26 protein-coding genes and 1 pseudogene are annotated in these 24,948 nt (G+C 68.5%); 17 read left to right on the top strand and 10 right to left on the bottom strand.

The features are described 5' to 3' along the window. Positions 1 to 36 precede the first annotated feature (36 nt). The 3 genes and pseudogenes from ACLJQ7_RS12285 to ACLJQ7_RS12275 all read left to right on the top strand — a co-directional run. Complete coding sequence (locus ACLJQ7_RS12285; RefSeq protein WP_410648305.1) at positions 37 to 1,302, top strand: C39 family peptidase; 1,266 nt, start codon at positions 37 to 39, stop codon at positions 1,300 to 1,302. Positions 1,303 to 1,382: 80 nt separating this feature from the next. Continuing rightward, entirely contained in the window at positions 1,383 to 2,477 is a 1,095-nt protein-coding gene (locus ACLJQ7_RS12280) for an S-(hydroxymethyl)mycothiol dehydrogenase (RefSeq protein ID WP_410648579.1), read from the top strand. After that, positions 2,471 to 3,091: pseudogene (locus ACLJQ7_RS12275) on the top strand (gamma-glutamylcyclotransferase family protein); the annotation flags it as partial. The gene ACLJQ7_RS12280 and the pseudogene ACLJQ7_RS12275, both read left to right, overlap by 7 nt. A gap of 166 nt (positions 3,092 to 3,257) precedes the next feature. Here the strand turns inward: ACLJQ7_RS12275 and ACLJQ7_RS12270 are convergent. Then, positions 3,258 to 4,877, bottom strand: a complete 1,620-nt coding sequence (locus ACLJQ7_RS12270) for an FAD-binding oxidoreductase (protein ID WP_410648304.1) — start codon at positions 4,875 to 4,877, stop codon at positions 3,258 to 3,260. 97 nt (positions 4,878 to 4,974) lie between these two features. On the opposite strand from ACLJQ7_RS12270, the gene ACLJQ7_RS12265 reads away from it, so the two are divergent. The 8 genes from ACLJQ7_RS12265 (at position 4,975) to ACLJQ7_RS12230 (ending at position 10,807) form a co-directional block, all read left to right on the top strand. Then, entirely contained in the window at positions 4,975 to 5,538 is a 564-nt protein-coding gene (locus ACLJQ7_RS12265; protein WP_410648578.1) for a TetR/AcrR family transcriptional regulator, read from the top strand. After that, positions 5,535 to 7,115 (top strand): glycerol-3-phosphate dehydrogenase/oxidase, encoded by a 1,581-nt coding sequence (locus ACLJQ7_RS12260; protein WP_410648303.1) that lies wholly within the window; start codon positions 5,535 to 5,537, stop codon positions 7,113 to 7,115. Before ACLJQ7_RS12265 ends, ACLJQ7_RS12260 begins: the two co-directional genes overlap by 4 nt. 82 nt (positions 7,116 to 7,197) lie before the next feature. Then, a complete protein-coding gene (locus tag ACLJQ7_RS12255) occupies positions 7,198 to 7,467 on the top strand; it encodes a helix-turn-helix transcriptional regulator (RefSeq protein WP_034308595.1) in 270 nt (89 codons plus the stop codon). Beyond that, positions 7,464 to 8,018, top strand: a complete 555-nt coding sequence (locus ACLJQ7_RS12250; protein ID WP_410648302.1) for a hypothetical protein — start codon at positions 7,464 to 7,466, stop codon at positions 8,016 to 8,018. The genes ACLJQ7_RS12255 and ACLJQ7_RS12250 overlap by 4 nt, the downstream gene beginning before the upstream one ends. Further along, positions 8,015 to 8,470, top strand: coding sequence for a hypothetical protein (locus ACLJQ7_RS12245; RefSeq protein WP_410648301.1), 456 nt, complete (start codon positions 8,015 to 8,017; stop codon positions 8,468 to 8,470). The genes ACLJQ7_RS12250 and ACLJQ7_RS12245 overlap by 4 nt, the downstream gene beginning before the upstream one ends. After that, positions 8,467 to 8,697: a hypothetical protein gene (locus ACLJQ7_RS12240; protein ID WP_410648300.1), complete on the top strand. Its 231-nt coding sequence runs from the start codon at positions 8,467 to 8,469 to the stop codon at positions 8,695 to 8,697. The genes ACLJQ7_RS12245 and ACLJQ7_RS12240 overlap by 4 nt, the downstream gene beginning before the upstream one ends. Next, positions 8,694 to 9,620, top strand: a complete 927-nt coding sequence (locus tag ACLJQ7_RS12235) for an ABC transporter ATP-binding protein (protein WP_410648299.1) — start codon at positions 8,694 to 8,696, stop codon at positions 9,618 to 9,620. Before ACLJQ7_RS12240 ends, ACLJQ7_RS12235 begins: the two co-directional genes overlap by 4 nt. Beyond that, the gene (locus ACLJQ7_RS12230) at positions 9,617 to 10,807 is read left to right on the top strand and encodes an ABC transporter permease (protein WP_410648298.1); all 1,191 of its coding nucleotides are present in this window, start codon (positions 9,617 to 9,619) and stop codon (positions 10,805 to 10,807) included. The genes ACLJQ7_RS12235 and ACLJQ7_RS12230 overlap by 4 nt, the downstream gene beginning before the upstream one ends. A 54-nt stretch (positions 10,808 to 10,861) precedes the next feature. Here ACLJQ7_RS12230 and ACLJQ7_RS12225 read toward each other — a convergent pair whose 3' ends face one another. The 4 genes from ACLJQ7_RS12225 to ACLJQ7_RS12210 form a co-directional block, all read right to left on the bottom strand. Next, positions 10,862 to 12,211 carry a cryptochrome/photolyase family protein gene (locus ACLJQ7_RS12225; RefSeq protein WP_410648297.1) on the bottom strand — a complete coding sequence of 450 codons (1,350 nt, stop codon included), beginning with the start codon at positions 12,209 to 12,211 and terminating at the stop codon, positions 10,862 to 10,864. Between the two features lie 114 nt (positions 12,212 to 12,325). Further along, on the bottom strand, positions 12,326 to 13,627 hold the full coding sequence (locus ACLJQ7_RS12220) for a citrate synthase (protein ID WP_410648296.1): 1,302 nt from the start codon (positions 13,625 to 13,627) through the stop codon (positions 12,326 to 12,328). 192 nt (positions 13,628 to 13,819) lie between these two features. After that, positions 13,820 to 14,761, bottom strand: a complete 942-nt coding sequence (locus ACLJQ7_RS12215) for a carbohydrate kinase family protein (RefSeq protein ID WP_410648295.1) — start codon at positions 14,759 to 14,761, stop codon at positions 13,820 to 13,822. 48 nt (positions 14,762 to 14,809) lie between these two features. Beyond that, positions 14,810 to 15,394, bottom strand: coding sequence for a TetR/AcrR family transcriptional regulator (locus tag ACLJQ7_RS12210; RefSeq protein ID WP_410648294.1), 585 nt, complete (start codon positions 15,392 to 15,394; stop codon positions 14,810 to 14,812). A 119-nt stretch (positions 15,395 to 15,513) separates the two neighbouring features. Between ACLJQ7_RS12210 and ACLJQ7_RS12205 the strand changes: the two genes are divergently transcribed. Next, positions 15,514 to 16,659: an acyl-CoA dehydrogenase family protein gene (locus ACLJQ7_RS12205; protein WP_410648292.1), complete on the top strand. Its 1,146-nt coding sequence runs from the start codon at positions 15,514 to 15,516 to the stop codon at positions 16,657 to 16,659. 74 nt (positions 16,660 to 16,733) lie between these two features. Continuing rightward, positions 16,734 to 17,351, top strand: coding sequence for a Uma2 family endonuclease (locus tag ACLJQ7_RS12200; RefSeq protein ID WP_410648291.1), 618 nt, complete (start codon positions 16,734 to 16,736; stop codon positions 17,349 to 17,351). A 4-nt stretch (positions 17,352 to 17,355) separates the two neighbouring features. Here the strand turns inward: ACLJQ7_RS12200 and ACLJQ7_RS12195 are convergent, their stop codons facing one another. From ACLJQ7_RS12195 to ACLJQ7_RS12180, 4 genes are all read right to left on the bottom strand, one after another. Further along, the gene (locus ACLJQ7_RS12195; protein WP_410648290.1) at positions 17,356 to 17,949 is read right to left on the bottom strand and encodes a hypothetical protein; all 594 of its coding nucleotides are present in this window, start codon (positions 17,947 to 17,949) and stop codon (positions 17,356 to 17,358) included. A gap of 68 nt (positions 17,950 to 18,017) precedes the next feature. Then, on the bottom strand, positions 18,018 to 19,247 hold the full coding sequence (locus ACLJQ7_RS12190) for an amidohydrolase (protein ID WP_410648289.1): 1,230 nt from the start codon (positions 19,245 to 19,247) through the stop codon (positions 18,018 to 18,020). 11 nt (positions 19,248 to 19,258) lie between these two features. Continuing rightward, positions 19,259 to 19,750, bottom strand: a complete 492-nt coding sequence (locus ACLJQ7_RS12185) for a GNAT family N-acetyltransferase (protein ID WP_410648577.1) — start codon at positions 19,748 to 19,750, stop codon at positions 19,259 to 19,261. A gap of 2 nt (positions 19,751 to 19,752) precedes the next feature. Next, the gene (locus ACLJQ7_RS12180; RefSeq protein ID WP_410648288.1) at positions 19,753 to 20,658 is read right to left on the bottom strand and encodes an aldose 1-epimerase family protein; all 906 of its coding nucleotides are present in this window, start codon (positions 20,656 to 20,658) and stop codon (positions 19,753 to 19,755) included. 52 nt (positions 20,659 to 20,710) lie between these two features. Here ACLJQ7_RS12180 and ACLJQ7_RS12175 point away from each other — a divergent pair, with 52 nt between their 5' ends. Beyond that, positions 20,711 to 22,219 (top strand): fatty acyl-CoA synthetase, encoded by a 1,509-nt coding sequence (locus ACLJQ7_RS12175; RefSeq protein WP_410648576.1) that lies wholly within the window; start codon positions 20,711 to 20,713, stop codon positions 22,217 to 22,219. Here the strand turns inward: ACLJQ7_RS12175 and ACLJQ7_RS12170 are convergent. After that, a complete protein-coding gene (locus tag ACLJQ7_RS12170; protein WP_410648575.1) occupies positions 22,196 to 22,555 on the bottom strand; it encodes an aminoglycoside adenylyltransferase domain-containing protein in 360 nt (119 codons plus the stop codon). The two genes, ACLJQ7_RS12175 and ACLJQ7_RS12170, sit on opposite strands and share 24 nt — an antisense overlap. A 170-nt stretch (positions 22,556 to 22,725) precedes the next feature. On the opposite strand from ACLJQ7_RS12170, the gene ACLJQ7_RS12165 reads away from it, so the two are divergent. Genes ACLJQ7_RS12165 through ACLJQ7_RS12155 form a run of 3 tightly spaced genes read left to right on the top strand, consistent with a single transcriptional unit; the run spans position 22,726 to position 24,943 of the window. Next, positions 22,726 to 23,289 (top strand): TetR/AcrR family transcriptional regulator, encoded by a 564-nt coding sequence (locus tag ACLJQ7_RS12165; RefSeq protein ID WP_410648287.1) that lies wholly within the window; start codon positions 22,726 to 22,728, stop codon positions 23,287 to 23,289. Beyond that, on the top strand, positions 23,289 to 24,119 hold the full coding sequence (locus ACLJQ7_RS12160) for an MBL fold metallo-hydrolase (RefSeq protein WP_410648286.1): 831 nt from the start codon (positions 23,289 to 23,291) through the stop codon (positions 24,117 to 24,119). Before ACLJQ7_RS12165 ends, ACLJQ7_RS12160 begins: the two co-directional genes overlap by 1 nt. Then, positions 24,116 to 24,943: an MBL fold metallo-hydrolase gene (locus tag ACLJQ7_RS12155; protein WP_410648285.1), complete on the top strand. Its 828-nt coding sequence runs from the start codon at positions 24,116 to 24,118 to the stop codon at positions 24,941 to 24,943. The genes ACLJQ7_RS12160 and ACLJQ7_RS12155 overlap by 4 nt, the downstream gene beginning before the upstream one ends. The last annotated feature ends 5 nt before the right edge of the window (positions 24,944 to 24,948 follow it).

The raw sequence follows: 24,948 nt of genomic DNA, 5'->3' as shown, positions 1-24,948 counted from the left end.
CTTCCCTACTGGGTGGACACGAGGGATGGAGCCGGGATGCGGATACGAGGGCTGGTCACGCTGCTCACGATCGCGACGATGACCGCGGTGACGGCACAGACGGCGGAGGCCGGTCCCGGCCGCCCGGACGACGAGTCGATCGACTACCACGAATGGTCCGGTCACCACGGTTTCCGTGACGGCAGGTTCGAAGGGCTCGGCCTCGAACACGGCGCGCTGCGCATCGACCGCCCGATCGGCACCATCGAGCACACCGAACCCGAGCTCGGCACCACGCGAACGTATGAATACGGCCAGTGGACGTCGAGGAGCCACACGCAGGGCTTCGACGCCTCCCAGCTGATCGCCTCGTGGAACGCGAAGACCCCGGCCAAGACGTGGATCAAGGTCGAGGCGAAGGGCCGCACCGCCGCGGGCACGGAGACCTCCTGGTACGTCATGGGCCGGTGGGCCGGCGGGGACGCCGACATCAAACGCACCAGCGTCGACGGCCAGAGCGACGCCAACGCCGCGGTCGACGTCGACACGCTGGTCATGAAGGCAGGTGTCGCGCTCCGCTCGTACCGGCTGCGGGTCAGCCTGTACCGCGAGGCGGGCTCCCGCGCCACGCCGTCGGTCACGTCGGTCGGCGCGATGACGTCGCTGGTTCCGGACCGCTTCGAGGTCAAGGCGACGAAACCGGGCCGCGCCACCGGCATCGAGCTCAGGGTGCCCGCCTACGCGCAGAACCTCCACAAAGGACAGTTTCCCGAGTACGGCGGCGGCGGGGAGAACTGGTGCAGCCCCGCGTCCACCGAGATGGTCGTCGAATACTGGGGCAAACGGCCCAAGCGCCAGGACATGACGTGGATCCCGGAGGGTTACGTCGATCCGACCGTCGCGTACGCCGCCCGCTACACGTTCGACTACGCCTACGACGGAACAGGCAACTGGCCGTTCAACACCGCGTACGCCGCTTCACTCGGACTGCGTGGGCACATCACCCGTTTGCACTCCTTGACCGAACTCGAAAAGTACATCGCGCGCGGCATCCCGGTGATCACGTCGCAGTCGTTCAAGGCCGAGGAACTCGACGGCGCGGGCTACGGCACCGCGGGGCACATCATGGTCGTCGTCGGCTTCACCAAGGACGGTGACGTGATCGCGAACGACCCGGCCGCCAACAGCAACGACCGCGTCCGAAACGTCTACAAACGACACCAGTTCGAGACGATCTGGCAACGCACCAAGCGGTACAACACGAATGGCGGCGTTTCCAGCGGTCCCGGCGGCGTCGCCTACATCATCACGCCTGGGCACTGAACCGATACCGCACCCGAGCGGATGTCGCGATCCGGGTCGTTTTCGTGGCAAGCTACGGAGTCGACTACTCGGAGGTGGGCATGCCGTACGAGGTCCAAGGCGTCGTTTCCCGCGCCAAGGGTGAGCCGGTCTCGCTGGAGTCCGTGACGGTGCCCGACCCCGGGCCCGGCGAGGCCGTCGTCTCGGTCAAGGCGTGCGGCGTCTGCCATACCGACCTGCACTATCGCGAGGGCGGGATCAACGACGCGTTCCCGTTCCTGCTCGGCCACGAAGCCGCGGGTTTCGTGGAGGCCGTCGGTGACGGCGTCACCGACCTCGAACCGGGCGACTACGTGATCCTGAACTGGCGCGCGGTCTGCGGCACCTGCCGGGCGTGCCGCCGGGGCAAGCCCTGGTACTGCTTCTCGACGTTCAACGCCGCGCGGCCGATGACGCTGGCCGACGGCACCGCCCTGTCGCCCGCGCTCGGTGTCGGGGCGTTCCTCGAGAAGACGCTAGTCCACAGTGGACAATGCACGAAGGTCGACCCCGCCGCCGAACCGGCCGTCGCCGGGCTGCTCGGCTGCGGGGTGATGGCGGGTCTCGGCGCGGCGCTGAACACCGGCGCCGTGAGCCGCGGGGATTCCGTCGCGGTCATCGGCTGCGGCGGTGTCGGCGACGCCGCGATCGCCGGGGCGAACCTGGCCGGCGCCAAGACCATCGTCGCCGTCGACACCGACGACCGGAAACTCGCCTGGGCCAAGGAATTCGGCGCCACGCACACGCTGAACAGCAAGGGCTTGAGCGAAGAGCAGGTCGTCGAGGCGATCCGGGAGTTCACCGATTCGTTCGGCGCGGACGTCGTGATCGACGCGGTCGGCAGGCCCGAGACGTGGCGGCAGGCGTTCTACGGCCGCGATCTGGCGGGCACGGTCGTGCTCGTCGGTGTCCCGACCCCGGACATGCGGCTCGATCTGCCGCTGATCGACTTCTTCTCGCGCGGCGGCTCGCTCAAGTCGTCGTGGTACGGCGATTGCCTGCCCTCACGCGATTTCCCCATGCTGATCGACCTCTATCTCCAGGGCAGGCTCCCGCTCGACAAGTTCGTCACCGAGCGGATCGCCCTCGACGGCGTCGAGCAGGCCTTCGAGCGGATGCACCACGGCGACGTCCTCCGCAGCGTGGTGACGTGGTGAAACTCTTCACCGACGCCGATTTCCCGGCCGAGCCGTATCCGGGAGCACGGCCGGGGCATTCGTTCGTCCACTTCGACGGCGCCGGGCACAGCCTCGACACCGCGCCGGAGGGCTGGCGCGGACGCCAGGCCGTACTCGCCTACGGCTCGAACGCGTGCCCGTCCAAGATCACCTGGCTGCGGGAGAACATGGACCTGCCCGGACCGGTCGTCGTCTGTCACGCGCGCTGCACCGACCTCGCCGCGGTCTGGGCGTCCGGCCTGCGGTTCCGGGACGGGCAACGGCCCGCGACGCTCGCCGCCGCGCCGGGTGTCGTCGAGGAGCACTCCGTCTGGTTCGCGACGCCGGAGCAGCTCGCCGTCCTCGATCGCTGCGAGGGCAAAGGACAGCGCTACAACCTGGTGCGCTTGACCTCCCCCGCCATCACCCTCGACGACGGCACGGTGCTCGACGACGTCGTGGCCTACGTCGGGGCGGCGGACATCCGCCTGCCGATCCTGGTGGACGGCAGGCATATCCGCGTCGCCGACCTCGAACAGCGCCGGGCCGCGGCGCTGGACGGGGTCCCCGCCGAAACGCACGGTCTGGACTGCACGCTGGTCAACCCAGGGACGCTGCTCAGGAAATCTGTCGGTGAACCCGCGTCCGCGATCGACGTCGGCAGGGCGGGGCCTGGGCTTCCGGCTCACGAAGGTGCCGAAGGCGCCCTGCCACCGCGATAGCGGGGCCTTCGGCCGGGCAAGTTCACTTCCCGAAAGGTCCTCAGCTCCGCCGACAGGCTCAGAGAAGCTTCCCTGGATTGAGGATCCCGGTCGGGTCGACGGCGTTCTTCGCCGCTCGCAACACTTCGACGCCGAGCTCGCCGATCTCCGCCGCCAGGTAGCGCGCGTGGTCGACGCCGACGGCGTGGTGATGCGAGATCGTGCCGATCCCGGTGATCGCTTCCGACGCCGCCGCCTTCGCCCGTTGCCACTGGCCGATCGGGTCGGCCTCGTCGCGGGCGGTGAGCACGGTGAAGTACAGCGACGCGCCCGTTTCGTACGCGTGCGAAACGTGGCACATGATGATGGCGTTGCCGAGCGTCGCGGTGAGCGCGGCACGGACGGCGTCGCGCAGGTCGCTCAGTTCTGTCCAGTACGCGGCGGTTTCGAGGGTTTCGACGCAGACACCGTTGTCCATCAAGGCATCCCGTTGCCGAGGTCCGGAAAACCGGCCGCGGCGCCACGATTCGCCGAGCGCGGCCCCGATGCGGACGGCGCCGAACTCCGCCAGTACGCGGGCGGTCTTCTGACGACGCCGGGCGACCTCGCGCTTCGACGCACCTTCCCAGCCGACGATCAGCAGGCAGGGCGCGTGCACTCCGCGCGCCTTGAGATACCGGCGCAGCGCCTTGGTCTTCAAACTGTCGTTGAGCGCCAGCGAAACCTCGCTTTCGTCTACATCGGACAGTCGCGTGACGTCCGCGAGTACCTGCCGCTGGGCGAGTTCGCGGACCGCGTCGGCGCCCTTCTCCCAGCCGTCCAGGACATACCCCTCATAACGGCACACTTCCGGCACCGGGCGGACGCGGAGGGCGACCTCGGTGATCACGCCGAGCGCGCCTTCGCTGCCGATGGCCAGATGCCGCAGGTCGGGTCCCGCGGCCGACGCCGGCGCGACACCCAGTTTCCATTCACCGCGCGGCGTCGCGAGCCGGACACCCTTGACCATGTCCTCGAACCGGCCGTAACCCGACGAAGCCTGGCCGGCGGATCGGGTGGCGGCGAATCCACCGATGGTGGCGCGTTCGTAGGACTGCGGCACGTGCCCGAGGGTGAAGCCGTGCTCGGCGAGCAACCGGTCCGCTTCCGGGCCGGTGACGCCCGCTTGCAGGACCGCGATCCGGGAAACGGGGTCGACGGAGACCAGTTCGCCGAGCCTGGTCAGGTCGAGCGCGATCACCGCGCTCTTGTCCCCGCGCAGCGCCGCGACCCCGCCGACCACCGACGTCCCGCCGCCGAACGGGACGACGCCGACGTCGTGCCGGGCACAGATTTCCAACAGCGACTGAACTTCGGCGGGATTCTCCGGCAGGACGACGGCGTCCGGTACCGGAAAATCACCGAACCCCCGCCGCCGCACCAGGTCCAGATAGGACAGACCGCTCGCCCGGGCGAGCCGTTCCCCGGGCGCCAGCAGTACCTGGCCGGCGCCGACGAGTTCCTCGAGGTCTCGTTTCGGCTGTTCGCCCAGCGCCGAATCGGGAACGGACAGGGCCGAATCGGGCGCGAGGGGCGCCGCGGAGCCCAGCGGACCGATACGCTGGACGAGCCACCGCAAGGCCTTCGCCGGAAGGTGGGCCGCGTCACCGCCTTCGGGCGTCCAGGATCGTCTTAACCGGTGGTCAATAAGCTCCGTCACGACTACAGTGTTACATATGGACGTAAAACGTCACTCACCTGCGGAAACAGGCGTTTCGGCGCTGGCGGACACCCGATCCCGCCAGGCCTCCACGCGTGTGTCCGACGACGTTCTGCTCGACGCCGCGAAGAAGTGCGTACTCGCAGTCGGCGTGAGGCGGACCACCCTCGCCGAGATCGCCCGCACCGCGAAGGTCAGCCGGATGACCGTCTACCGGCGGTTCCCGGACGTGCGCAGCGTGCTCGCGACCCTCATGACCCGTGAGTTCGGCGGCCTGCTGCAGGGTGCCGCCGAGCCTAAGGTCGAGCCCGCCAACTTCCGCGAGAAGCTCGTACAGAGTTCGTCCGCCGCCGTCGCCGCGCTGTCGGGCGACCCGTTGTTCCGCACCCTGCTGGATCTCGACTCCGAACTCGTCCTGCCCTACATCGTCGAGCGGTTCGGGAAGACGCAGCGTTTCGCCGAAGGCGTGATCCTGCACCTGCTGAAGTCCGGCCACGAAGACGGCTCGATCCGCAAGGGCGACCTGCCCTCGCAGGCGCGCACGCTGCTGCTGCTCATCCAGTCCTTCGCGTTCTCCTACCGCCCCGCCATCGCGGACGTGAACGAGAAGGAGCTGATGGCGGAGTTCGCCCACGTGCTCGACGCGGCGTTGCGGCCGTGACGCCGGGCTCGCTCAACGCTCTGCGGCGCGACCGGGAACTCACGGCGCTGGCCGGCGGCGAGCGGGTCGATCTGGTGGTGGTCGGCGGCGGTGTCACCGGCGCGGGGATCGCGCTGGACGCGGCCGCGCGCGGGCTTTCGGTGGCCCTGATCGAGGCGTATGACCTGGCATACGGGACGTCACGCTGGTCCAGCAAGCTCGTCCACGGCGGCCTCCGGTACCTGGCCAAGGGCGATCTGGCGCTGGCGCACGAAAGCGCCGTCGAACGCGGGATCCTGATGACCCGCACCGCGCCGCATCTCACCAGGGCGATCCCGCAGCTGTTCCCCCTGTACCGCGAGACCTCCCGCGGCCAGCAGGCGTTCATCATGACCGGCCTCGTCGCCGGCGACGGCCTCCGCCGCGCGGCCGGAACACCGGCGTCGGTGTTGCCGCGGCCGAGGTCGGTCCCGGCCGCGGAGGCGCTGGCGCTCGCACCCGGTCTGTCCCCGCGAGGCCTGCGCGGCGCGCTGCTGGCCTACGACGGCGCGCTGACCGACGACGCGCGTCTGGTCGTGAACCTGGCCCGCACGGCGGCGTCACGTGGCGCGAAGATCCTGACCAAGGTCGAGGCACTCCGGCTCGACGGGGAATCGGTACTGGCCAGGGACCGGCTCACCGGGCAGGAGATCGAGATCCGCGCCCGTCAGGTGATCAACGCGACGGGCGTCTGGGCGGGCGAACTGGCGGAATCGGTGCGATTGCGGCCTTCCCGCGGTTCACATCTCATCCTGGCTTCGGGAGCGGCACGAATCGGTGCGACGTCAGTCAACGTGCCCGTCCCCGGTGAGAACAACCGCTTCGTCTTCCTGCTGCCGCAACCGGACGACCGGGTGTTCGTCGGGGTCACCGACGAGCCGACCGACGGCCCGGTCCCGCGCGTACCGACCGTGCCGGAGTCCGATGTGGACTTCCTGCTCGAAGTGGCGTCGACGGCGTTCACCCGCCCGCTGACGCGGGCCGACGTCGCGGGCTCGTTCGCCGGGCTGCGGCCGCTGGTCGACGACGCCGGGGGGCCCGGCTCGAAGCACTCTTTCCCGCTGAGAGCCCATCGGAGGAGCGCGGACCTCTCGCGCAAGCACGCGGTGGTGACCGGCGCCGACGGCGTGCTCACCGTCGTCGGCGGCAAGCTGACGACGTACCGGAAGATGGCCGAGGACGCCGTCGACGCGGCGCTGAAACGGTCCGGGCTCCTCGCCGGGCCGTCGACCACGTCCCGGCTCCCGCTGCTCGGCGCGACACCGCGAAGCCGTCTGTCCACTGTAGACGCGCCGCCTCGGCTGGTCGCGAAGTACGGCACCGAGGCGCCGCGGGTCGCGGCACTCGGCGAGGTCGATCCGGAACTGGGCCTGCCCCTGTTCGACGGGACCGAGATCAGCGCGGCGGAAGTCGTCTGGGCCGTGCGGCACGAGGGCGCTCTCGACGTCGAGGACGTCTTGGAGCGCCGCACCCGGCTCGGCCTCGTCACCCCGGACGCCGAGGCCGCCCGCGGCCGCGTCCAGGATCTTGTCGACAAATCGCTCGCCGGACTCGCCTGAACGTCCCGCATTTCGTCCTCTAAATGCGGTGATACATGTCCTCAGCTTGACGAGTCGTTGGGTTTTTGCAACAGTATGTTCCATGAGTCCGGTCAGACGGGGCAAAGAGCTGCCGATCTACAACCGGCTTCCCGTGCTCCGGGCGGAGCGCGGACTGAGCAGGGCCGCCCTCGCGGCGGCCGTCGAGGTCAACCCGCAGACCATCGGCGCGCTCGAACGGGGGGACCACTACCCGAGCCTGGACCTGGCGTTCCGCATCTGCGCGGTGTTCGACCTCCCGGTCGAGGCCGTGTTCAGCCGCGAACCGTTCACGCCGCTGTCCACTCAGGTCTACCGGGAGGGGGGAACATGAGCGAAGGGCGAGGCCGCCTCGCGGCGTACTGGGAGCGCCAGCAGGAACGGCTGGACGAACTGGAACGCAAGCGGTCGCTGAGGCTGCCGACCTGGCGCACGAGGAAGCGGCGACGGACGTTGAGCGTACTGGTGATCCTCGGCGATCTGATCCTGATCGCCGGTGCCGCCGTGTTCCATCGGCAACCGGAACCGGTCTTCGTCGTGTGCTGGTTCGGAGGTGCGGTGATCGCCGGCGGCGCGCACTACCTGCTGCGGATCCTCACCGGCAAGATGAGCGGCGGATTCTCGCTCCGGCTCGACGAACGCGAGCGGGAATGGCGCCACCGCGTCACCTACGTCAGTTATCAGGTCCTGGTCGGGCTGATGATGGTCGCGGTGCTCTACGGCCTGGTCATCTCCGGCACGGAGGACGGCGGCCCCCGCGGCGCGATGATGGCCTGCGCGCTGCTGGTCACCGGGACCACGCTCTCCGGCGTCATCCTCGGCTGGTCGCTGCCGGACGACGACCCCGAGGACTACACCGATTTCGAAGAGGTGAGCCCCGCATGACCACCACCCGGACGCGATCGGACCGGCGGTCGCTCGCCGTCGCCGCGGTGATCGGTCACCTCGTGGTCATCGCCGGGGCCGCGTTGCTCCGCGAGCCGACGTTCTGGTTCGCGGTCGGCCTGATGGGGCCGGGCCTCGGGGTCTGTGTCAGTACCACGGCGGTACTGCGCAAGGCCGTCGGCAGACCCGGTTCCGCGGCGAAGGACCTCGACGAGCGCGAACTGCTGCTGCGCGACCGCGCGCACTACGCTGCGTTCCAGGGGATCTGCGTGCTGATGCTGGTGGATCTCGCATACGGGCTCTACGCGGCAGGACAGCCGGACTCCGGTTCTCTGCTTTCCGCGATGACAGCGGCGTTGTTCGTCTTCGGGACGTCGCTTCCGGCGCTGTGGCTCGCGTGGCGACTGCCGGACGATGATCCCGAAGACTTCGAGGGGGTGGCTCCGGCATGACCGGGGACAAGAAGCGGCACAAAGTGTCCATCGGCGTGGTCGCCGTCGTGCTGGTGGCGGGTGGGGTCCTCGCCGGCGCGGGCCGGGCGGTCCTGGTGTACCGGGCCAGTTCGGTGGTGAGCAACGTCGAGCTGGACGGGCTGATCGAGCGGAACCGCACGGTTTCCGGCGTCCATCGGGGATTCACGGCGCTGGTGCGGTATTTCGAAGAGGGGAAGTGGAAATGAGCGAGGGGAAACTGGAGATCGACCGGATCTCCAAAAGGTACGGCGCGAAGGTCGCGCTGGACGAGGTGAGCTTCGAGGTCCAGCCCGGTGAGCTGTTCGGGTTCGTCGGCAGCAACGGCGCGGGCAAGACCACCACGATGCGGATCGTGCTCGGCGTGCTCGCGGCCGACTCCGGCCAGGTGCGCTACGACGGCGCCCCGATCACCCACGAGACCCGCACCCGCATCGGGTACATGCCGGAAGAACGCGGGCTGTACCCGAAGATGAAGGTGCTGGAGCAGCTGGTCTATCTCGCCGAACTGCACGGGATGTCGGCCAACGACGCCCACCGCAGCGCCGAGAACTGGATCGCGCGCCTCGGGCTGACCGAACGGCGCAAGGACGAGGTCCAGAAGCTGAGCCTCGGCAACCAGCAACGCGTGCAGCTCGCCGCGGCGCTGGTGCACGATCCGAAGGTGCTGGTGCTGGACGAGCCGTTCTCCGGTCTCGACCCGCTGGCCGTGGACGTGATGAGCGGCGTGTTGCGCGAGAAGGCCGCGACCGGTGTGCCGGTGGTGTTCTCCAGTCACCAGCTGGATCTGGTCGAGCGGTTGTGCGACCGGGTCGGCATCATCCGAAGTGGACGGATGGTCGCCTCCGGCACCGTCGGGGAGCTGACCGCCGGCGCGGGCAACGGTCTCGTCGTCACCGCGCCCGCCGCCGCGCCTGGCTGGGCTTCGGCCGTTCCCGGTGTCCGGACGGTCGAGCAGAACGGCTCGACCACGATCCTCGAACTCGAGGCGGGAGCCGACGATCAGGCCGTGCTCGCTGCGGCGCTGGCCACCGGCCCGGTCACCGAGTTCACCAAACGCAGGCGTTCGCTGACCGAGCTTTTCCGCGACGCGGTCGCCGAGAAGCCGGCGGCACAGGGAGTTTCCGCATGAACACCGTATCCTCATGGCGCGCGGTCTGGCTCATCGCAAAACGCGAGCTGAACACCCGGCTGCGCACCAGGTCCTTCGTGGTCGGCACCGCGGTGCTGCTGGTCATGCTGATGGGCTACGTCCTGCTGCAGTCCACGCTGATCAGCAACGAGGACAAGAGCAAGGTCGGGCTCACCGGACAGACCGCCGGGATCGCGCAGCAGCTCAAGACCGCGGGCGAGGCGATCGGCGAGAAGATCGAGACCGTCACCGTCGCCGATCCGGCTCAAGGCCGGTCACAGATCGAGAACGGCGACCTCGACGCGTTGCTGTCCGGCAACGCCACCGAGCTGAAGGTCCTCGTCAAGTCCGAATTGGACACGAAGCTGCGCTCCCTGCTGAACGGTGTATCCCAGCAGGAAGTGCTGAACGGCATCCTTTCCGAGGCCCAGAAGTCGCCGGACGAGGTGATGCGCACGGTCCACCAGACCCAGGTCGAGGTCGCCTCGATCAAACCGCCGGACCCGGAGAAGGCGCAGCGGATGGTGATCGGGCTGATCGTGGCGGTGCTGCTGTACATGAGCATCGTGACCTACGGGACGCTGGTCGCGCAGGGCGTGGTCGAGGAGAAGTCCAGCCGCGTCGTGGAGATCCTGCTGTCCACGGTCCGGCCGTGGCATCTGTTGCTGGGCAAGGTGATCGGGCTCGGCCTGGTCGGGCTGACGCAGCTGGTGATCATCGGCGGCGCCGGGTTGATCGTCGCTTCGGCGACCAACGTGCTGACCCTGTCCGGGGTCGCGACGGGTGCGCTGCTGTGGGGTGTGGTGTGGTACCTGCTCGGGTTCCTGTTGTACGCCACCGTCTACGGCGCCATGGGTTCGCTGGTCTCCCGGCAGGAGGACACCCAGTCCGTGATCGGCCCGGTCAACATCGTGCTGATCCTGGGCTTCATCGTCGGGTTCAACCTCCTGGCCCAGGCGCCGGAGGGCACGGGCACGAAGGTGCTGTCCCTGGTGCCGCTGCTTTCCCCGGTGCTGATGCCCGCCAGGATCGCGGCCGGGACCGTCGAGACGTGGGAGATCGTGGCGTCGCTGGGCCTGACCGTGGGCGCCATCGCCCTGTTCACCTGGCTGGGCGCGCGGATCTACCAGAACAGCGTCCTGCGGGTCGGCAGCCGGATCAAGCTTTCGGATGCCCTGCGCGGCTGACCCACAGGTACATGAAGGCCCCCTTCCTTGCGCCTAGGTACAGGAAGGGGGCCTTCACGTACCTTTGATGGCGCCGTAGCGTTCCAGGGCGACCTGGCGCTCGTGAGCGTGGTCGACCATCGGCGCGGGATAATCGGGAACGTCGGCGGGTTTGTGCACGGCTTTTCCCGGGACGGAGCGGAGTTCGGGCACGTAACGGCGCACGTAATCGCCGGCGGGGTCGAACTTCTCCCCCTGCGTGGTCGGGTTGAAGATCCGGAAGTACGGCGCGGCGTCGGTGCCGCTGCCCGCGACCCACTGCCAGTTCAGCTGGTTCGACGCGAGATCGCCGTCGACCAGATGTTTCATGAAATGCCGCGCGCCGAGCCACCACGGCAGATGCAGGTCCTTGACCAGGAAACTCGCCACGATCATCCGGACGCGGTTGTGCATCCAGCCCTCGGCGAGCAGCTGCCGCATCCCCGCGTCGACGATCGGGAAGCCGGTGCGTCCCTCGCGCCACCGCTGGAAAGCCTCGTCGTCGTTCTCGTGTTCCATGGCGTCGAACCGGGAATCGTAGTTCTTCCGCGCGGTTTCGGGACGGTGCCACAGAACGTCGGCGTGGAACTCACGCCAGGCGAACTCGCCGCGCAGCGCCTTGGCGCCGGATCCCTCGTTTCCGGCGAGATCGGCCAGCAGGGTGCGCGGGTGGACGCAACCCCAGCGCAGATACGGCGAAAGTCTTGTCGTGCCGGGGCGATCCGGCCGGTCGCGGTCCTCGTCGTAGGTTTCGAGGCCGTCGTCCAGGAACTCGTGCCAGCGTTCCAGCGCGGCCTTCTCACCGGGCTCCGGCAGCTCCATTCCTTTGAGCGACGGGGACTTCGGGAGCTCGACGGATCGCGGCGGCGCCACCCAGTCCACTATGGACTCGCCGGTGTCCGCGGGCCGCGGCCAGCCGTGGCGCACCCACGCGCGATAGAACGGGGTGAACACGCGGTAGGGGTCGCCATCGGGTTTGGTGGTGCGCCCTGGCGTCACCGCGTACGAAGACCCCGTCTCCACCCACGCGATGTCGTGCTCCGCCAACGCCCTCTTGACCTCGTCGTCGCGGCGGCGGCCGTACGGGCCGGTGTCCGCGCTGACGTGCACCGCCGCGGCACCGATCTCGCGCGCGGCCTTGACGACCTGTTCGGCCGGGTCGCCCTTGACGAGCATCAGCCGTCCACCGAGCTGGTCGTCCAGCGCCTTCAGGCAGCCGTGCAGGAAAGCGACGCGCGGGGCGCCGGAGGGCTTGAGGAGCGCGTCGTCGAGGACGTACAGCGCGAGGACGTGCTTGCTGTGCTTCGAGGCCTCCAGCAGGGCGGCGTGGTCTCCGAGCCGGAGGTCGCGGCGGAACCACAGCACTACGGGGGCTTCTCTGGTCACTCCCGAAACCCTATGCGCGCTCCCCTGACCCCGCACGCCCGGATGCAATGAAGGACGCTTTCATAGCAAAATTCGCCATGAAAGCGTCCTTCATTGCACTTGAGAGAGCCGGGATCAGCGCTCCGCGATGGGCGCGTAGTCCCGCGACGCGTAGCCGGTGTAGATCTGCCGCGGGCGGCCGATCTTGGTGGCCGGGTCCTGGATCATCTCGCGCCAGTGCGCGATCCAGCCCGGCAGGCGGCCGAGCGCGAACAGCACGGTGAAGTACTTCGTCGGGAAGCCGAGCGCCCGGTAGATCAGACCGGTGTAGAAGTCGACGTTCGGGTACAGCTTCCGCTCGATGAAGTAGTCGTCCGAGAGCGCGGTCTCTTCCAGCTTCTTCGCGATGTCGAGCAGCTGGTCGCCGCCCTTGAGCTTGGAGAGGATCTCGTCCGCGGTGTTCTTGATGATCTTCGCGCGCGGGTCGTAGTTCTTGTAGACCCGGTGCCCGAAGCCCATCAGGCGGACACCCTTTTCCTTGTTCTTCACGCGGGTGACGAAGTTCGCGACGTCGCCGCCCTCGGCCTGGATGCCCTCGAGCATGTCCAGGACCGCGCTGTTGGCGCCACCGTGCAGCGGGCCGAAGAGCGCGTTGATCCCCGCCGAGATCGAGGCGAACAGGTTCGCCTCGGAGGAGCCGACGAGGCGCACGGTCGAGGTCGAGCAGTTCTGCTCGTGGTCGGCGTGCAGGATGAACAGCAGGTCGAGCGCCTTGGCGACGTCCGGGTCGACCTCGTAGGGCTCGGCGGGGAAGCCGAAGGTCATCCTCAGGAAGTTCTCGACCAGGCCGAGCGAGTTGTCCGGGTACAGCATCGGCTGGCCGACGGACTTCTTGTACGCGTACGCGGCCAGGGTCGGGACCTTGGCCAGCAGGCGGATGGTGGACAGCTCCACGTTCGCTTCGTCGAACGGGTTGAGCGAGTCCTGGTAGAAGGTCGACAGCGCGGATACGGCGCTGGACAGCACCGGCATCGGGTGCGCGTCGCGCGGGAAGCCGCTGAAGAAGGCCTTGAGGTCTTCGTGCAGCAGGGTGTGGCGCTGGATCTTCCCGGTGAACTCCTCCAGCTGCGCCTGGGTCGGCAGCTCGCCGTAGATGAGCAGGTACGAGACCTCGATGAAGGTCGACTTCTCGGCCAGCTGCTCGATCGGGTACCCGCGGTAGCGCAGGATGCCGGCGTCACCGTCGATGTAGGTGATGGCCGAGGACGCGGCGCCGGTGTTCACGAAGCCCGGGTCGTGGGTGATGTACCCGGTCGTCGCCAGCAGCTTCCCCAGCTCGATCCCAGGCGCGCCCTCGACCGGGTGGATCACCTTGAACTCGTGCTCGCCGTTGGGCAGGCGCAGCGTGGCGGTCTCGCCCGTCGTCGCGTCGGACATGTAAGTCCCTCTCACGTTCAGCACGGGCCGGCGGCGCCTGTAGGTTCCACAGGTACGCCCTCTTTCACGCGCGTGACCCACGGCCTCGCTGCACACCGCCCCGCTGGGGTATGAATTCCCCTCTACGCTAGTCGAGAATGGGGTCAACGCGCAGCGGGTGAGTTGCTCACAACAGCCCCTTTGGGACCAGGTTCACACGGCGGATGCCATATCGCCCGCCGTCGGCGGTTCGGCCCCGCTCCGCGACACGGTGATCGACGCCGCTTTCGCCGCGAATTCGAGCGCCGTACGCCAGCCGACGGCGTCGAGAGTGGACAAGTCACGCACTCCGTTCGAGTACAGCCACGCCAGCAGAGCGCCCTGCACGGTGTCACCGGCGCCGATGGTGTCGACGACATCGACCCGGCGTGACGGGACCTGCGCGATTTCGCCCGCTCGTGTGATCACCGACAACCCCCGCGCGCCCCGGGTGAGCACGACGGCATCGACTCCACAAGAGGTCCAGACCTTTGCCGCGTCGACCGGGTCGGCGCCCTCGGCGAGCCATTCCGTGTCGTCGTCGGAGATCTTGAGCAGGCGGACATGCGGCAGCCAGGACTCGAATCTCGCCCGGTAGGCCGCCGGATCGGTGATCAGCGCCGCACGGATGTTCGGATCGAGCACGGTCAGGACACCGCGGGCGGATTCGCGGCGCAACACGGTTTCGTACGTGCTCGCGCCCGGCTCCAGGACCATGCCGAGGGTGCCGAGCGAGAGCGCCGTCACATCTTCGGGCAGCGGGCCGGGGTCGGCGACCAGCCGGTCCGCGGTGCCCTCGGTGTAGAAGGTGTACCGCGCGGAACCCTTCTCGTCGAGCGCGACCACGGCGAGTGTCGTCGGCTCGTTTCCCCGCTGCAGCAAGGCGGTGCCGACACCGGACGCGTGCAGCCGGTCCACCAGCGCGACGCCGAAGCGGTCGTTCGAGACGCGCGAGAGGAAGCCCGTCGGGACGCCGAGCCGCCCGGCGGCGAGCGCGACGTTGTAGGGACCACCACCCATCCGGGGCAGCAGCGCGCGCAACCCACCGTCCACAGTGGAATCCAACGGTGCACCGGGAACGAGGTCGACCAGCGCCTCTCCACCTACGACGATCACGGGCGCGATGTTAGCCGAGGCGGCGGTGAGACCACCAGAATTGTCATTTCAGGACATTTTGGGTTCAAGGCCGCCGAGAAGGACTTCCGAAAGCGCGGTGAACGCTTCGGCGTCGGTCACCCCGGTGCGCTGACCGATGACCCCGGTCTGGATTCCCTCGATGATCAGTCCCGCCATTTCCGCGATCAGCCGCGCGTGCACCTCACGGAAAACACCGTCGGTGACGCCGCGATCGATGAACGACCGGATCCGGCCTGCCGCGACACGACTGTTGAGCTGATACGCGTCCCGCGTCGGCGCGAATTCGGCGATATCGGTCATGAAAGCGGCCGAGGCGCGATTCAGGTACTCGGAGATCCCGGCGAGGTACTCCCCGAGGATCTTGCGGGCGTCGTCGATACCGTCGATCCGCTCCTCCAGCAGTTCGGCGGCGCCCTTGAAAAAGTGGGTGACGACCTTGACCGCGAGCTGCTCCTTGCTGGGCGCGAGCGCGTAGAGGGTCGACTTGGAGCAGCGGAGCCTGGCGGCCAGGTCGTCCAGCGTGAACTGGGAGAACCCTTCGGCGAGGAAGATCGCTTCAAGCTCCGAGAGCAGTGCTCTCTGACGCGCGGTTGGCTGGCGGCGCGAGGTCATCGGATCACTATCCCCTACGCGAACGGTGTCCCCCCAGCGCCGTCTACTGTACGCTGGATCAGCCCACAGTACTGTTTTTAGTACAGCTCGGTTTTAGTACAGCTCAGCTCGGAGGAGCCATGCCGGCGGACCGTCTGCTGCCCAGCACCGAGGCCCAGGATCTGATCGGCCTGGCCAAGGAGATCGCGCGCGAGGAGCTCGCCCCGATCGCGAGCAAGTACGAGGAGACCGCGCAGTTCCCGCGCGAGCAGTTCCGGCTGCTCGGTCAGGCCGGGCTGCTCGGCCTGCCGTATTCGGAACGCTGGGGCGGCGGCGAGTTGCCGTACGAGGTCTACCTGCAGGTCCTGGAGGAGATCGCGACCGCGTGGATGTCGGTCGGCGTCGGGCTCTCCGTGCACACGATGTCCTGCTTCGCGCTGGCGCACCACGGCACCGACGAGCAGCGTGATCGCTGGCTGCCCGCGATGCTGGAAGGCGGCCTGCTGGGCGCGTACGCGCTCTCCGAGACCCATGCCGGTTCCGACGCGGCCGCCCTTTCGACCCGCGCGCGGCTCGACGGCGACCGGTACGTCGTGAACGGGACGAAGGCGTGGATCACCCACGCGGGTGAGGCCGACTTCTACACGACCATGGTGCGCACCAGCGACGACGGCGGCCAGGGCATCTCCTGCCTGCTCGTCGACGCCGCGACGCCGGGCCTGTCGGCCGCGCCGCCCGAGCGGAAGATGGGCCTCACCGGGTCGACCACCGCACAGCTGATGTTCGAGGACGCCGCCGTCGACGCCGACCGGCGGATCGGCGAAGAGGGCGAGGGACTGAAGATCGCGCTGTCGTCGCTCAGCTCCGGACGGCTGGGCATCGCCGCCTGCGCCGTCGGGCTCGCGCAGGCCGCGCTGGACGAGGCCCTCGAATACGCGAAGGGCCGCACGCAGTTCGGGCGGCCGATCATCGAGTTCCAGGGCCTGGAATTCCTGCTGGCCGACATGGCCGCGACCGTCGAGACCTCGCGCGCGATGTACCTCGACGCCGCCCGCCGCCGCGACCGCGGACTGCCGTTCCAGCGGCAGGCGTCGATCGCGAAACTCGTCGCGACCGACGGCGCGATGAAGGTGACCACCGACGCCGTGCAGGTCCTCGGCGGCGCCGGGTACACGAAGGACTTCCCGGTGGAGCGGTACATGCGGGAGGCGAAGGTGCCGCAGATCTTCGAGGGCACGAACCAGATCCAGCGCATGGTGATCGCGCGGGAACTCCGGAAAAACTGACTCTCCGCGCTGCTATGGTCACCATTGGTCACCCTGCAAGCCGTGAGAAATTGCGGAAGACGTGAGGAGACGCTGTGACAGTCCTTCCCTCCTCCACGGCCGGGTCGCACGGTGAATCAGGGTGGGCCGTTCCGCATCATCTGCTGTCCGTCGCGGAATACGCGGCGCTCGGTGAACCCGATTCCGGATTCACCGAGCTCGTGGAAGGCCGCCTCGTCCTGTCGCCGAGCTCCAGCAGGAGACACAACAAGGCGCTGTACTTCTTGGCCAGGCAACTGGAATCCCAGCTGCCCGAGCACCTCGAATTCGTCCAGGACATCGATGTCGACCTTGGACTGGTTCCGCCTGGCGAGCCGGGTTTCGCCAGGCGGCCGGATCTGATCATCGCCCTTCGCGAAGCGGGCGAACGGATCGACGAAGAAGACACGATGTACCACGCGGACGACGTCGTCGTCGTGGTCGAGATCGTGTCGCCGGGCTCGAAGCGCACCGACTACGTGACCAAACACGGCGAGTACGCCGACGCGGGGATCCCGCATTACTGGATCGTCGATCTCAGCGAGCCCGTCTCGCTTGTCGCCTGCCACCGAGCAGGCGAACTCGGCTACCAGGACGCTCCGGCCATGACAGGCGAATTCGCCACCACCGAGCCGTTCCCGGTGAAATTGGATCTCGACCGCCTTCTGGCGTAGCCGCTCAGTGCCCTGTCGGGCCGAACTGTTGCGGCGGTCGCTGCTGTGGCGGTTGCTGCGGCCAGCCGCCTTGCGGCGGGAACGGCTGCTGATACTGCTGAACGGCTTGCGCCGGCGGGCCGGGCCGCCGCGGCGGGTACTGCTGAACCGCCTGGTTCGCGTACGGCCGCGGGTTTCCTTGCTGCGGCGGAAATCCCGGCTGCGGCTGGCCTTGCCACTGCTGCTGCCCTTGCCATTGCGGCTGCGGCTGCGGCTGCGGCTGCGGGTATCCGCCTTGCGGCGCCGTCACTCCGGCTCGCGTCGCACTCCGCCGCTTGCGAATCAGCATGGTCGCGCCCAGCCCGGTCAGTCCGGCCCCGACTCCGCCCACCCACAGACCATGGTCGCGGAAGATCTTCTCGCGGGTTTGGGCGCCCGCCTTCATCTCGTCGTAGGTCTCCGTACGGATGGTGCGGCCACCCTTGGTGGTCTCACAGACGTCGCCGTACGACATGAGCCTGCCGCTGCATTTGACGGCACTCGAGTCTTCGGACGCCCACATCAGGCACACACCCAAGAAACCGAAGCCGATCACCAGAACAAGAACCCAGCGCTTCATGTGTTACACACCCTCCCCAGTGTGTCACACATGAGAGCACAGGTGGGGCCGTCCTGGCAAGACCGAGATCAGCCCTCGCGGTACCGGCGTTCCTCGGTGACGCCGACGCCGGCCACCTCGTCGAAGTGGTAGACCTCGCGCCCGCGCACGAACACCCGCATGGCCCGGTTCATCACGTCCAGCGGGTCACCCGACCAGATGACAACGTCGGCGTCGAGGCCCGGCTTCAGCGAACCGACCTGGTCGTCGAGATCCAGCATCGCGGCCGGGTTGACGGTCAGCGCCTTCAGCGCGGTCTCCGGGTCGAGGCCGTCCTTCACCGACAGCGCGGCCTGGTACACCAGGAAGTTGATCGGCACGACCGGGTGGTCCGTGGTGATCGCGATCCGCACGCCCGCCCTGGCGAGGATGCCGGGCGCGCGCAGGGTGCGGTTGCGCAGCTCCACTTTGGACTTCGTGGTGAACAGCGGGCCGAGGATCACCGGCACGTCCCGCTCGGCGAGCAGGTCCGCGATCAGATGCCCTTCGGTGCCGTGGTTGATCACCAGTTTGTAGCCGAACTCGTCGGCCAGCCGGATCGCGGTCACCATGTCGTCGGCGCGGTGGACGTGCTGGTCCCAGTACAGCTCGCCGTCGAGGACCTTGGCCAGCGTCTCCTTGGTCAGGTCGACGTCGAACGGCTTGCCCTCGCCGGCGGCGTGTTCGCGCTGGGCGGCGTAGTTGCGCGCGGCGGTGAACGCGTCGCGGATGGTCGACGCGACGCCGAGCCTGGTCGACGGCGTCTGCTTCTTCTCCCCGTAGACCCGCTTCGGGTTTTCGCCGAGCGCGCTCTTCACGCTGACGCCCTCGGCGAAGATCATGTCGAGCACGGTCCGGCCCCAGGTCTTGACGCCGATCGTCTGCCCGCCGATGGGGTTTCCGGAGCCGGGCTTGATGACGACGCTGGTGACGCCGCCCGCGAGCGCGTCGTCGAAGCCGGGCTCGTACGGGTCGATCCCGTCGATCGCCCGGAACCGCGCGCCGTTCGGGTCGGTCATCTCGTTCGTGTCGTTCCCGGACCAGCCTTCGCCGTCTTCGTGGACGCCGAGGTGGGCGTGCGCGTCGATGAACCCGGGCAGCACCCAGCTGCCCGCGGCGTCGATCAGTTCGGCGTCGTCGGGGACGTCGACGTCGGCGTCGGTGCCGACCGCGGCGATCTTCCCGTTCTCGATGAGGACCGTGCCGCCGTCGATGGGATCACCGTCGACCGGGACGACGTAACCACCGACGATGGCCTTGACCTGTGCTTTGTGAGACATACTTTGACACGCTAACGAACTGGGCCACCGGTCCGCACGCGGGGCTTTTCGAAGTGGACCAGTTCGTAGTGCTTCTCGGGCGTGCGGTGCGTCTCGACGTAGCCGAGCTTCCGGTACATCCGCAGCGGACCGGCGCTCCGCTCCCCGGTGAACAGGCGGAACACGGTCACCGCGGGTGGCGCGGCCGCTTCGGCGGCGAGAAGCAATGAGCTGCCGAGCCCGTGTCCCTGCCTGTCCGGCGCCACGATGAGCCTGCCGACGAGACCGGCCTCGCCGTCCACGACGATCCGGACGCTCGCCACCAGCCGCCCGGATTCCCTGACGCCCCAGGCGAAACACGCGGGATCGCCCAGGGCGGCCTTGGCCTGCTCGAAGGTTTCCAGCAGCGGCGGGAGATCGAGGTTCTCGTGCTCCCTTGCCTCCGGGACGTACGCCGCGCGCTGCAACGTGAGCACTTCGCCCGCGTCCACGGGGCCCAGTCGGAGCAGCGACGGCGGTGACATCGTCAGCGCACCCGAATTCCCCAGCTCCCGGTCCACGAGGACGCGGGCTCCAGGTCGATCAGGTCGGTGCCGGTGTTGAGCGCGTCGGCAGGGCAGGTCATCGGCTCGATCGCCACCGCCCGGCCGCGGCCGACCAGGTCGTCCGGCGTGAACACCTGCGCCCAGCGGAAGTCCGGCCCGGCCCAGACCAGCAACTCCTGCTCCCCGTGCGAGAGGACGTGGTGGTGGTTCCCGTCCTCGGCCACGCTCAGCCCGCCGAACGCCGTGTCGAGGTCGACGCCTTCGAGTACCTTGCCGGACCGAAAGTCGTACTCGGTCCCCTCGACGTCCTGCTCGTCGGCGTACGGCATCTGCTCGTCACCGAGATACGGGCGGACCCGGCTCGCGGGCAGCGTCAGGGTCAGCTCGTCGGTGGGCACGTCGCCGATGCGGAAGTAGGGGTGTGTGCCGAGCCCGACGCCGATCGGGCTCTCGCCCTCGTTGCGGATCTCGTGCGTCACGACCAGTTCACGCGGCGAGATCTCGTAAGTGATCGTCGCGCGCAGCGGTACCGGCCAGCCCTCCTGCGCCGGGACGTCGATGGCCAGCGTGATCGACGACTCCGCGTGCTCGAGAAGCTCCCACTCCTCGTGCCGGGTCAGGCCGTGGATCGCGTTGCCGCGCGCCTCTTCGGTGATCGGGAGCTGCTGTTTCTCACCCTGGTGCACCCACTGGCCGCCCTTGGTGCGGTTCGGCCAGGGCAGCAGCACCTGCCCGGCGCCCTTCGGCGGCTTCTCGTCTTCGGCGAACGCCTCGACGTACGGCACTCCGCCGACCTCGAACGCGCGCAACCCGGCACCGATCTCGGTGACGACGGCGCGCGCGTTGCCGCGGGTGATCTCGAACTGCTCTCCGGTGGGATTGGCCATGCGGACGAGGTTACTGTGGGAATGCCAGGCCCGGACGAAGGAGACCGTCGCGATGACCGTTCCCGGCTACCCCAGCACCGTCGGCCGCGTCCTGGAACGGAGCGCGCGCCGCGTCCCGGGACGGGTCGCGCTCACCTTCGCCGATCGCGTGTGGACGTACGCGGAGCTCGACCGCGCGGCGGGTCGGGTCGGGGCGAAACTGCTCGGCCGCGGGCTAGTCCACGGTGACCGCGTCGCGGCCTTCGGCAAGAACTCCGACGCGTACCTGTTGCTGTACCTCGGTTGCGCGCGGGCCGGGCTGGTGCACGTGCCGGTGAACTTCAACGCGCGCGGTGAAGAGCTCGCGTATCTGCTCACGCAGTCCGAACCCGCCGTCGCCTTCGTCGATCCCGCGCTGGCCGAGCACGTCGGCGTCGAGCATATGTCCACATTGGACATTCTGGAGTGGGCGCTGGACGAAACCGTCGAACCGCACGAGGAGTCCGGGGTCGCCGACGACGACCTCGTCCAGCTGCTCTACACGTCCGGGACGACCTCGCGGCCGAAGGGCGCGATGCTCACCCACCGCGCGCTGGTGCACGAGTATTCGTCCTGCATCGCGGCGCTCGACCTGAGCGACCGTGACGTGCCGCTGCACGCGCTGCCGCTGTACCACTCGGCGCAGATGCACGTCTTTCTCATGCCCGGACTGGCCGTCGGCGCGACCAACCATCTCGTCGAGGCGCCCGACCTCGGTGACATCCTCGCGCGGATTCCGCGCCAGGGCATCACTTCCCTGTTCTTCCCGCCGACCGTCTGGGTGGGACTCGCGAACCATCCCGGTCTCGCGGACGCGGATCTGAGCTGCCTCACCAAGGCCTACTACGGCGCGTCGATCATGCCGGTGCCGGTTCTGAAAGCACTGCGTTCACGGCTGGAAGGAGTCGGTTTCTACAACTGCTTCGGCCAGTCGGAGATCGGTCCGCTCGCGACGGTCCTGCGCCCCGAAGAGCACGACGCGCGGCCGGATTCCGTCGGCCGTCCGGTCCTCTTCGTCGAGACGCGGGTGGTGGACGCCGAGATGAACGACCTCCCGCCGGGCGAACTCGGCGAGGTCGTGTACCGCTCTCCCCAGCTGTGCACCGGTTACTGGGGCAAGCCCGAGGAGTCGGTGGAGGCGTTCGCGGGCGGCTGGTTCCACTCCGGTGACCTGGTGCGACAGGACGAGGAGGGCTACCTGTTCGTCGTGGACCGGATCAAGGACGTCGTCAACACCGGTGGTGTCCTGGTCGCCTCACGAGAGGTGGAGGACGCGCTGTACGCCCATCCCGCCGTCGCCGAGGTCGCCGTCGTCGGCCTGCCGCACGAACGCTGGATCGAGGCGATCGCGGCGATCGTCGTGACGAAGGAAACCGTCGAGGAAGCGGAACTGATCGAGTTCGCCAAGAAGTCACTGGCGGCGCACAAGGTGCCGAAGTCGGTGCATTTCGTCGGCGAACTGCCGAAGAACGCGTCCGGGAAGCTGCTCAAACGCGAGCTGCGGCACCAGTTCGGCGGATCAGCGTCGGCGATCGGTGTCTAGCGTTTCGGCGTACGCGGCGAATTCGCGGGCCGCTTCGAGGCTGCCCGGACGAGGCGGATCCTCCGGAGCCCAGCCGAGTTCGCGGTCTTGGAGCACCTGCGTGAGCAACGGCCGCCACCGCGGGTCGAGATGTTCACGCGCCCATTCGAGCGCGCCGCGCTTCGACTCGACCTCGGCCGTGCGCAGGGTGTAGAGCACACGGCAACAAGTCGACACGAGGTAGCGCTGGGTCCACGCGATGTCGAAGGGCGCCCACCTCCGGACGCCGTCGACCAGGCCGTGCAGTTCCTCGCGCATCGCCGCGCGCATCAGCTCCGGTGGCGGTTCGTCGACCAGGCTCGCGATCGTAAGGCGCGACTCGCGTGATCAGACACGTAACTCGCGTGATCAGACGGCGAACTCGCGTGATTGGAGGCGTAACTCGCGTGTGCGCCGCTTGATCACGCGAGTGCGGCATCGCGCTGCTAACTAGACCGGTCGTCATAGTTTGGGTTACAGTCGGCCGCATGGTCCGCCGCACCGATACTCGGCAGCGCATGCTCGATTCCGCCGCCGAGCTCTTCCACCAGCAGGGTTACCACGCCACCGGGCTCAACCAGCTCGTCGCCGCCGTCGGCGCGCCCAAGGGATCGCTCTACTTCCACTTCCCCGGCGGCAAGGAGCAGCTGGCCGCCGAGGCCATCCGTCAGTCCGCCGACCGGCTCTGCGATCTGTTGCGCACGACCGCCGCGAACGCGCCCGACATCGTCACCGGGATCGAAAACGTGGTCGAAGCGCTGGCGACCTCGCTCGAGGAGTCGGATTACCAGCGCGGCTGCCCGCTCGCGACGGTCGCGCTCGACGCGTCGGGTGACAGCGAGACGATCCGGCAGGCCTGCGCCGACGGCTACAGGTCCTGGCACACCGTCATCGCCGACGCGCTCGACACCGACAAGGCGGACCACCTGGCCACGATCGTCCTCGCCGCCGTCGAGGGCGGCCTGCTGCTGGCCAAGACGTTGCACGACACCGCGCCGCTGCGCGCGATCGCTCCTCACCTCCGTGCCACTCTCGAACGGGAGCTGTCCTGATGCGCGTCCATCACCTGAACTGCGGAACCATGCGGCCGGTCGGCGGCAAACTCGTCGACGGCAGGCCCGGCCTGTTCCGTCGCGCCGAACTGATCTGCCACTGTCTTCTGTTGGAGACCGGAACCGGGCTCGTGCTCGTCGAGACCGGTGTCGGAACGCCGACCGTCACCCGTCCGATCGAATGGCTCGGCGCCGGTTTCGTCCGGCTGGTCCACCCCGACAGCGACGACGACCTCAGCGCCACCACGCAGATCCGCAAGCTCGGCTTCGACCCGGCCGACGTGCGCGACGTCGTGCTCACCCACCTCGACCTCGACCACGCGGGCGGGCTCGTCGACTTCCCGCAGGCGCGGGTCCACGTCCACGATCGCGAGCTCCAGGCACTGGAGAAGCCGGTCGACCGCAAGGAGGCGAGCCGCTACCGGAAGGTCCAGTTCAGCCACGGTCCACTGTGGAGGTCGTACCGCGCCGACGGCGAGCCGTGGTTCGGTTTCGACGCCGTCCGCGAACTCGAAGGGGTCCCGGACGTCCTGATCATCCCCCTCGCCGGGCACACCCGGGGCCACGCCGGCGTCGCGGTCGACACCGGCGACGGCTGGCTCCTCAACGCCGGTGACGCCGTCTTCCACGGCGGCGAGCTGGAGCGAAAGCCGCATATCCCGCCGGCTTTGGGTTTCTTCGAGTCGTACATGCAGACGGAGAAGACCGCACGACTGGACAACCAGCGCCGGCTGCGCGAACTTGTCAGTGACAACGGTGACGAGGTGACGGTGTTCGCCGCGCACGACGCCACCGCATTCGAACGGCTCAGCCAGAGGAGCAGGCTATGAAGGTCCACCACCTGAACTGCGGCACGATGCGCGCACCGGGAGGCAGGCTGCTCGACGGCCAGCCCGGCCTGCTGCGCCGCTCGGAGCTGGTGGCGCACTGCCTGCTCATCGAGACCGGCGACGGACTCGTGCTGGTGGACACCGGTTTCGGCCGCAAGGGCGTCGAGAATCCCGGCGCGTGGCTCGGCACGCCGTTCACGATCATGGTCGGCGCGAAACCGGTCGAGACGGAGACCGCGGCGCATCACGTCGAGGCGCTCGGCCACCGGCTCGAAGACGTCCGGCACATCATCTGCACCCACCTCGACGTCGATCACGCCGGCGGGCTCGCGGACTTCCCGAACGCCGTCGTGCACGTCCGCACCGCGGAGCACGACGCGGCGACGTCACCGGCGAACCAGAGCGAAAAGCTGCGGTTCCGCGCCAACCAGTTCGCCCACCGTCCACTGTGGAGCATGTATGACGAGGCCGGGGACGACTGGTTCGGCTTCCAGGCCGTCCGCGAGCTGAAGGGCCTTCCGCCGGAGATCCTGCTGGTACCGCTCGCGGGGCACACCAAGGGCCACACCGGGGTGGCCGTCGACACCGGCGACGGCTGGCTGCTGCACGCGGGCGACGCGTATTTCTTCCACGGTCAGCTGGATCCCGTGAAGCCGCACTGCCCGCCGGGGATGACCGCGTTCCAGAACATGGTGCAGACCCTGCGCAAACCGCGGCTGGAGAACGTCGAGCGGCTGCGGGAGCTGAGCCGAGAACACGCCGACGAGGTCACCGTGTTCTCGGCCCACAGCCCGGTGGAGTACCAGTCGCTCAGCCGGGGCTAGGAGTG

Source organism: Amycolatopsis sp. cmx-4-54 (assembly GCF_046548895.1).
GTDB lineage: Bacteria > Actinomycetota > Actinomycetes > Mycobacteriales > Pseudonocardiaceae > Amycolatopsis.
This window is presented reverse-complemented; position numbering and strand designations above follow the sequence as displayed.

What these genes read in the sequence shown, in the direction of transcription:
- ACLJQ7_RS12285 (WP_410648305.1), top strand. Translation starts at nt 37, where the DNA reads ATGCGGATACGAGGGCTGGTCACGCTGCTCACGATCGCGACGATGACC.
- ACLJQ7_RS12280 (WP_410648579.1), top strand. Translation starts at nt 1,383, where the DNA reads ATGCCGTACGAGGTCCAAGGCGTCGTTTCCCGCGCCAAGGGTGAGCCG.
- ACLJQ7_RS12255 (WP_034308595.1), top strand. Translation starts at nt 7,198, where the DNA reads ATGAGTCCGGTCAGACGGGGCAAAGAGCTGCCGATCTACAACCGGCTT.
- ACLJQ7_RS12250 (WP_410648302.1), top strand. Translation starts at nt 7,464, where the DNA reads ATGAGCGAAGGGCGAGGCCGCCTCGCGGCGTACTGGGAGCGCCAGCAG.
- ACLJQ7_RS12245 (WP_410648301.1), top strand. Translation starts at nt 8,015, where the DNA reads ATGACCACCACCCGGACGCGATCGGACCGGCGGTCGCTCGCCGTCGCC.
- ACLJQ7_RS12240 (WP_410648300.1), top strand. Translation starts at nt 8,467, where the DNA reads ATGACCGGGGACAAGAAGCGGCACAAAGTGTCCATCGGCGTGGTCGCC.
- ACLJQ7_RS12235 (WP_410648299.1), top strand. Translation starts at nt 8,694, where the DNA reads ATGAGCGAGGGGAAACTGGAGATCGACCGGATCTCCAAAAGGTACGGC.
- ACLJQ7_RS12230 (WP_410648298.1), top strand. Translation starts at nt 9,617, where the DNA reads ATGAACACCGTATCCTCATGGCGCGCGGTCTGGCTCATCGCAAAACGC.
- ACLJQ7_RS12220 (WP_410648296.1), bottom strand. Translation starts at nt 13,627, where the DNA reads ATGTCCGACGCGACGACGGGCGAGACCGCCACGCTGCGCCTGCCCAAC.
- ACLJQ7_RS12210 (WP_410648294.1), bottom strand. Translation starts at nt 15,394, where the DNA reads ATGACCTCGCGCCGCCAGCCAACCGCGCGTCAGAGAGCACTGCTCTCG.
- ACLJQ7_RS12205 (WP_410648292.1), top strand. Translation starts at nt 15,514, where the DNA reads ATGCCGGCGGACCGTCTGCTGCCCAGCACCGAGGCCCAGGATCTGATC.
- ACLJQ7_RS12195 (WP_410648290.1), bottom strand. Translation starts at nt 17,949, where the DNA reads ATGAAGCGCTGGGTTCTTGTTCTGGTGATCGGCTTCGGTTTCTTGGGT.
- ACLJQ7_RS12190 (WP_410648289.1), bottom strand. Translation starts at nt 19,247, where the DNA reads ATGTCTCACAAAGCACAGGTCAAGGCCATCGTCGGTGGTTACGTCGTC.
- ACLJQ7_RS12185 (WP_410648577.1), bottom strand. Translation starts at nt 19,750, where the DNA reads ATGTCACCGCCGTCGCTGCTCCGACTGGGCCCCGTGGACGCGGGCGAA.
- ACLJQ7_RS12180 (WP_410648288.1), bottom strand. Translation starts at nt 20,658, where the DNA reads ATGGCCAATCCCACCGGAGAGCAGTTCGAGATCACCCGCGGCAACGCG.
- ACLJQ7_RS12175 (WP_410648576.1), top strand. Translation starts at nt 20,711, where the DNA reads ATGACCGTTCCCGGCTACCCCAGCACCGTCGGCCGCGTCCTGGAACGG.
- ACLJQ7_RS12165 (WP_410648287.1), top strand. Translation starts at nt 22,726, where the DNA reads ATGGTCCGCCGCACCGATACTCGGCAGCGCATGCTCGATTCCGCCGCC.
- ACLJQ7_RS12160 (WP_410648286.1), top strand. Translation starts at nt 23,289, where the DNA reads ATGCGCGTCCATCACCTGAACTGCGGAACCATGCGGCCGGTCGGCGGC.
- ACLJQ7_RS12155 (WP_410648285.1), top strand. Translation starts at nt 24,116, where the DNA reads ATGAAGGTCCACCACCTGAACTGCGGCACGATGCGCGCACCGGGAGGC.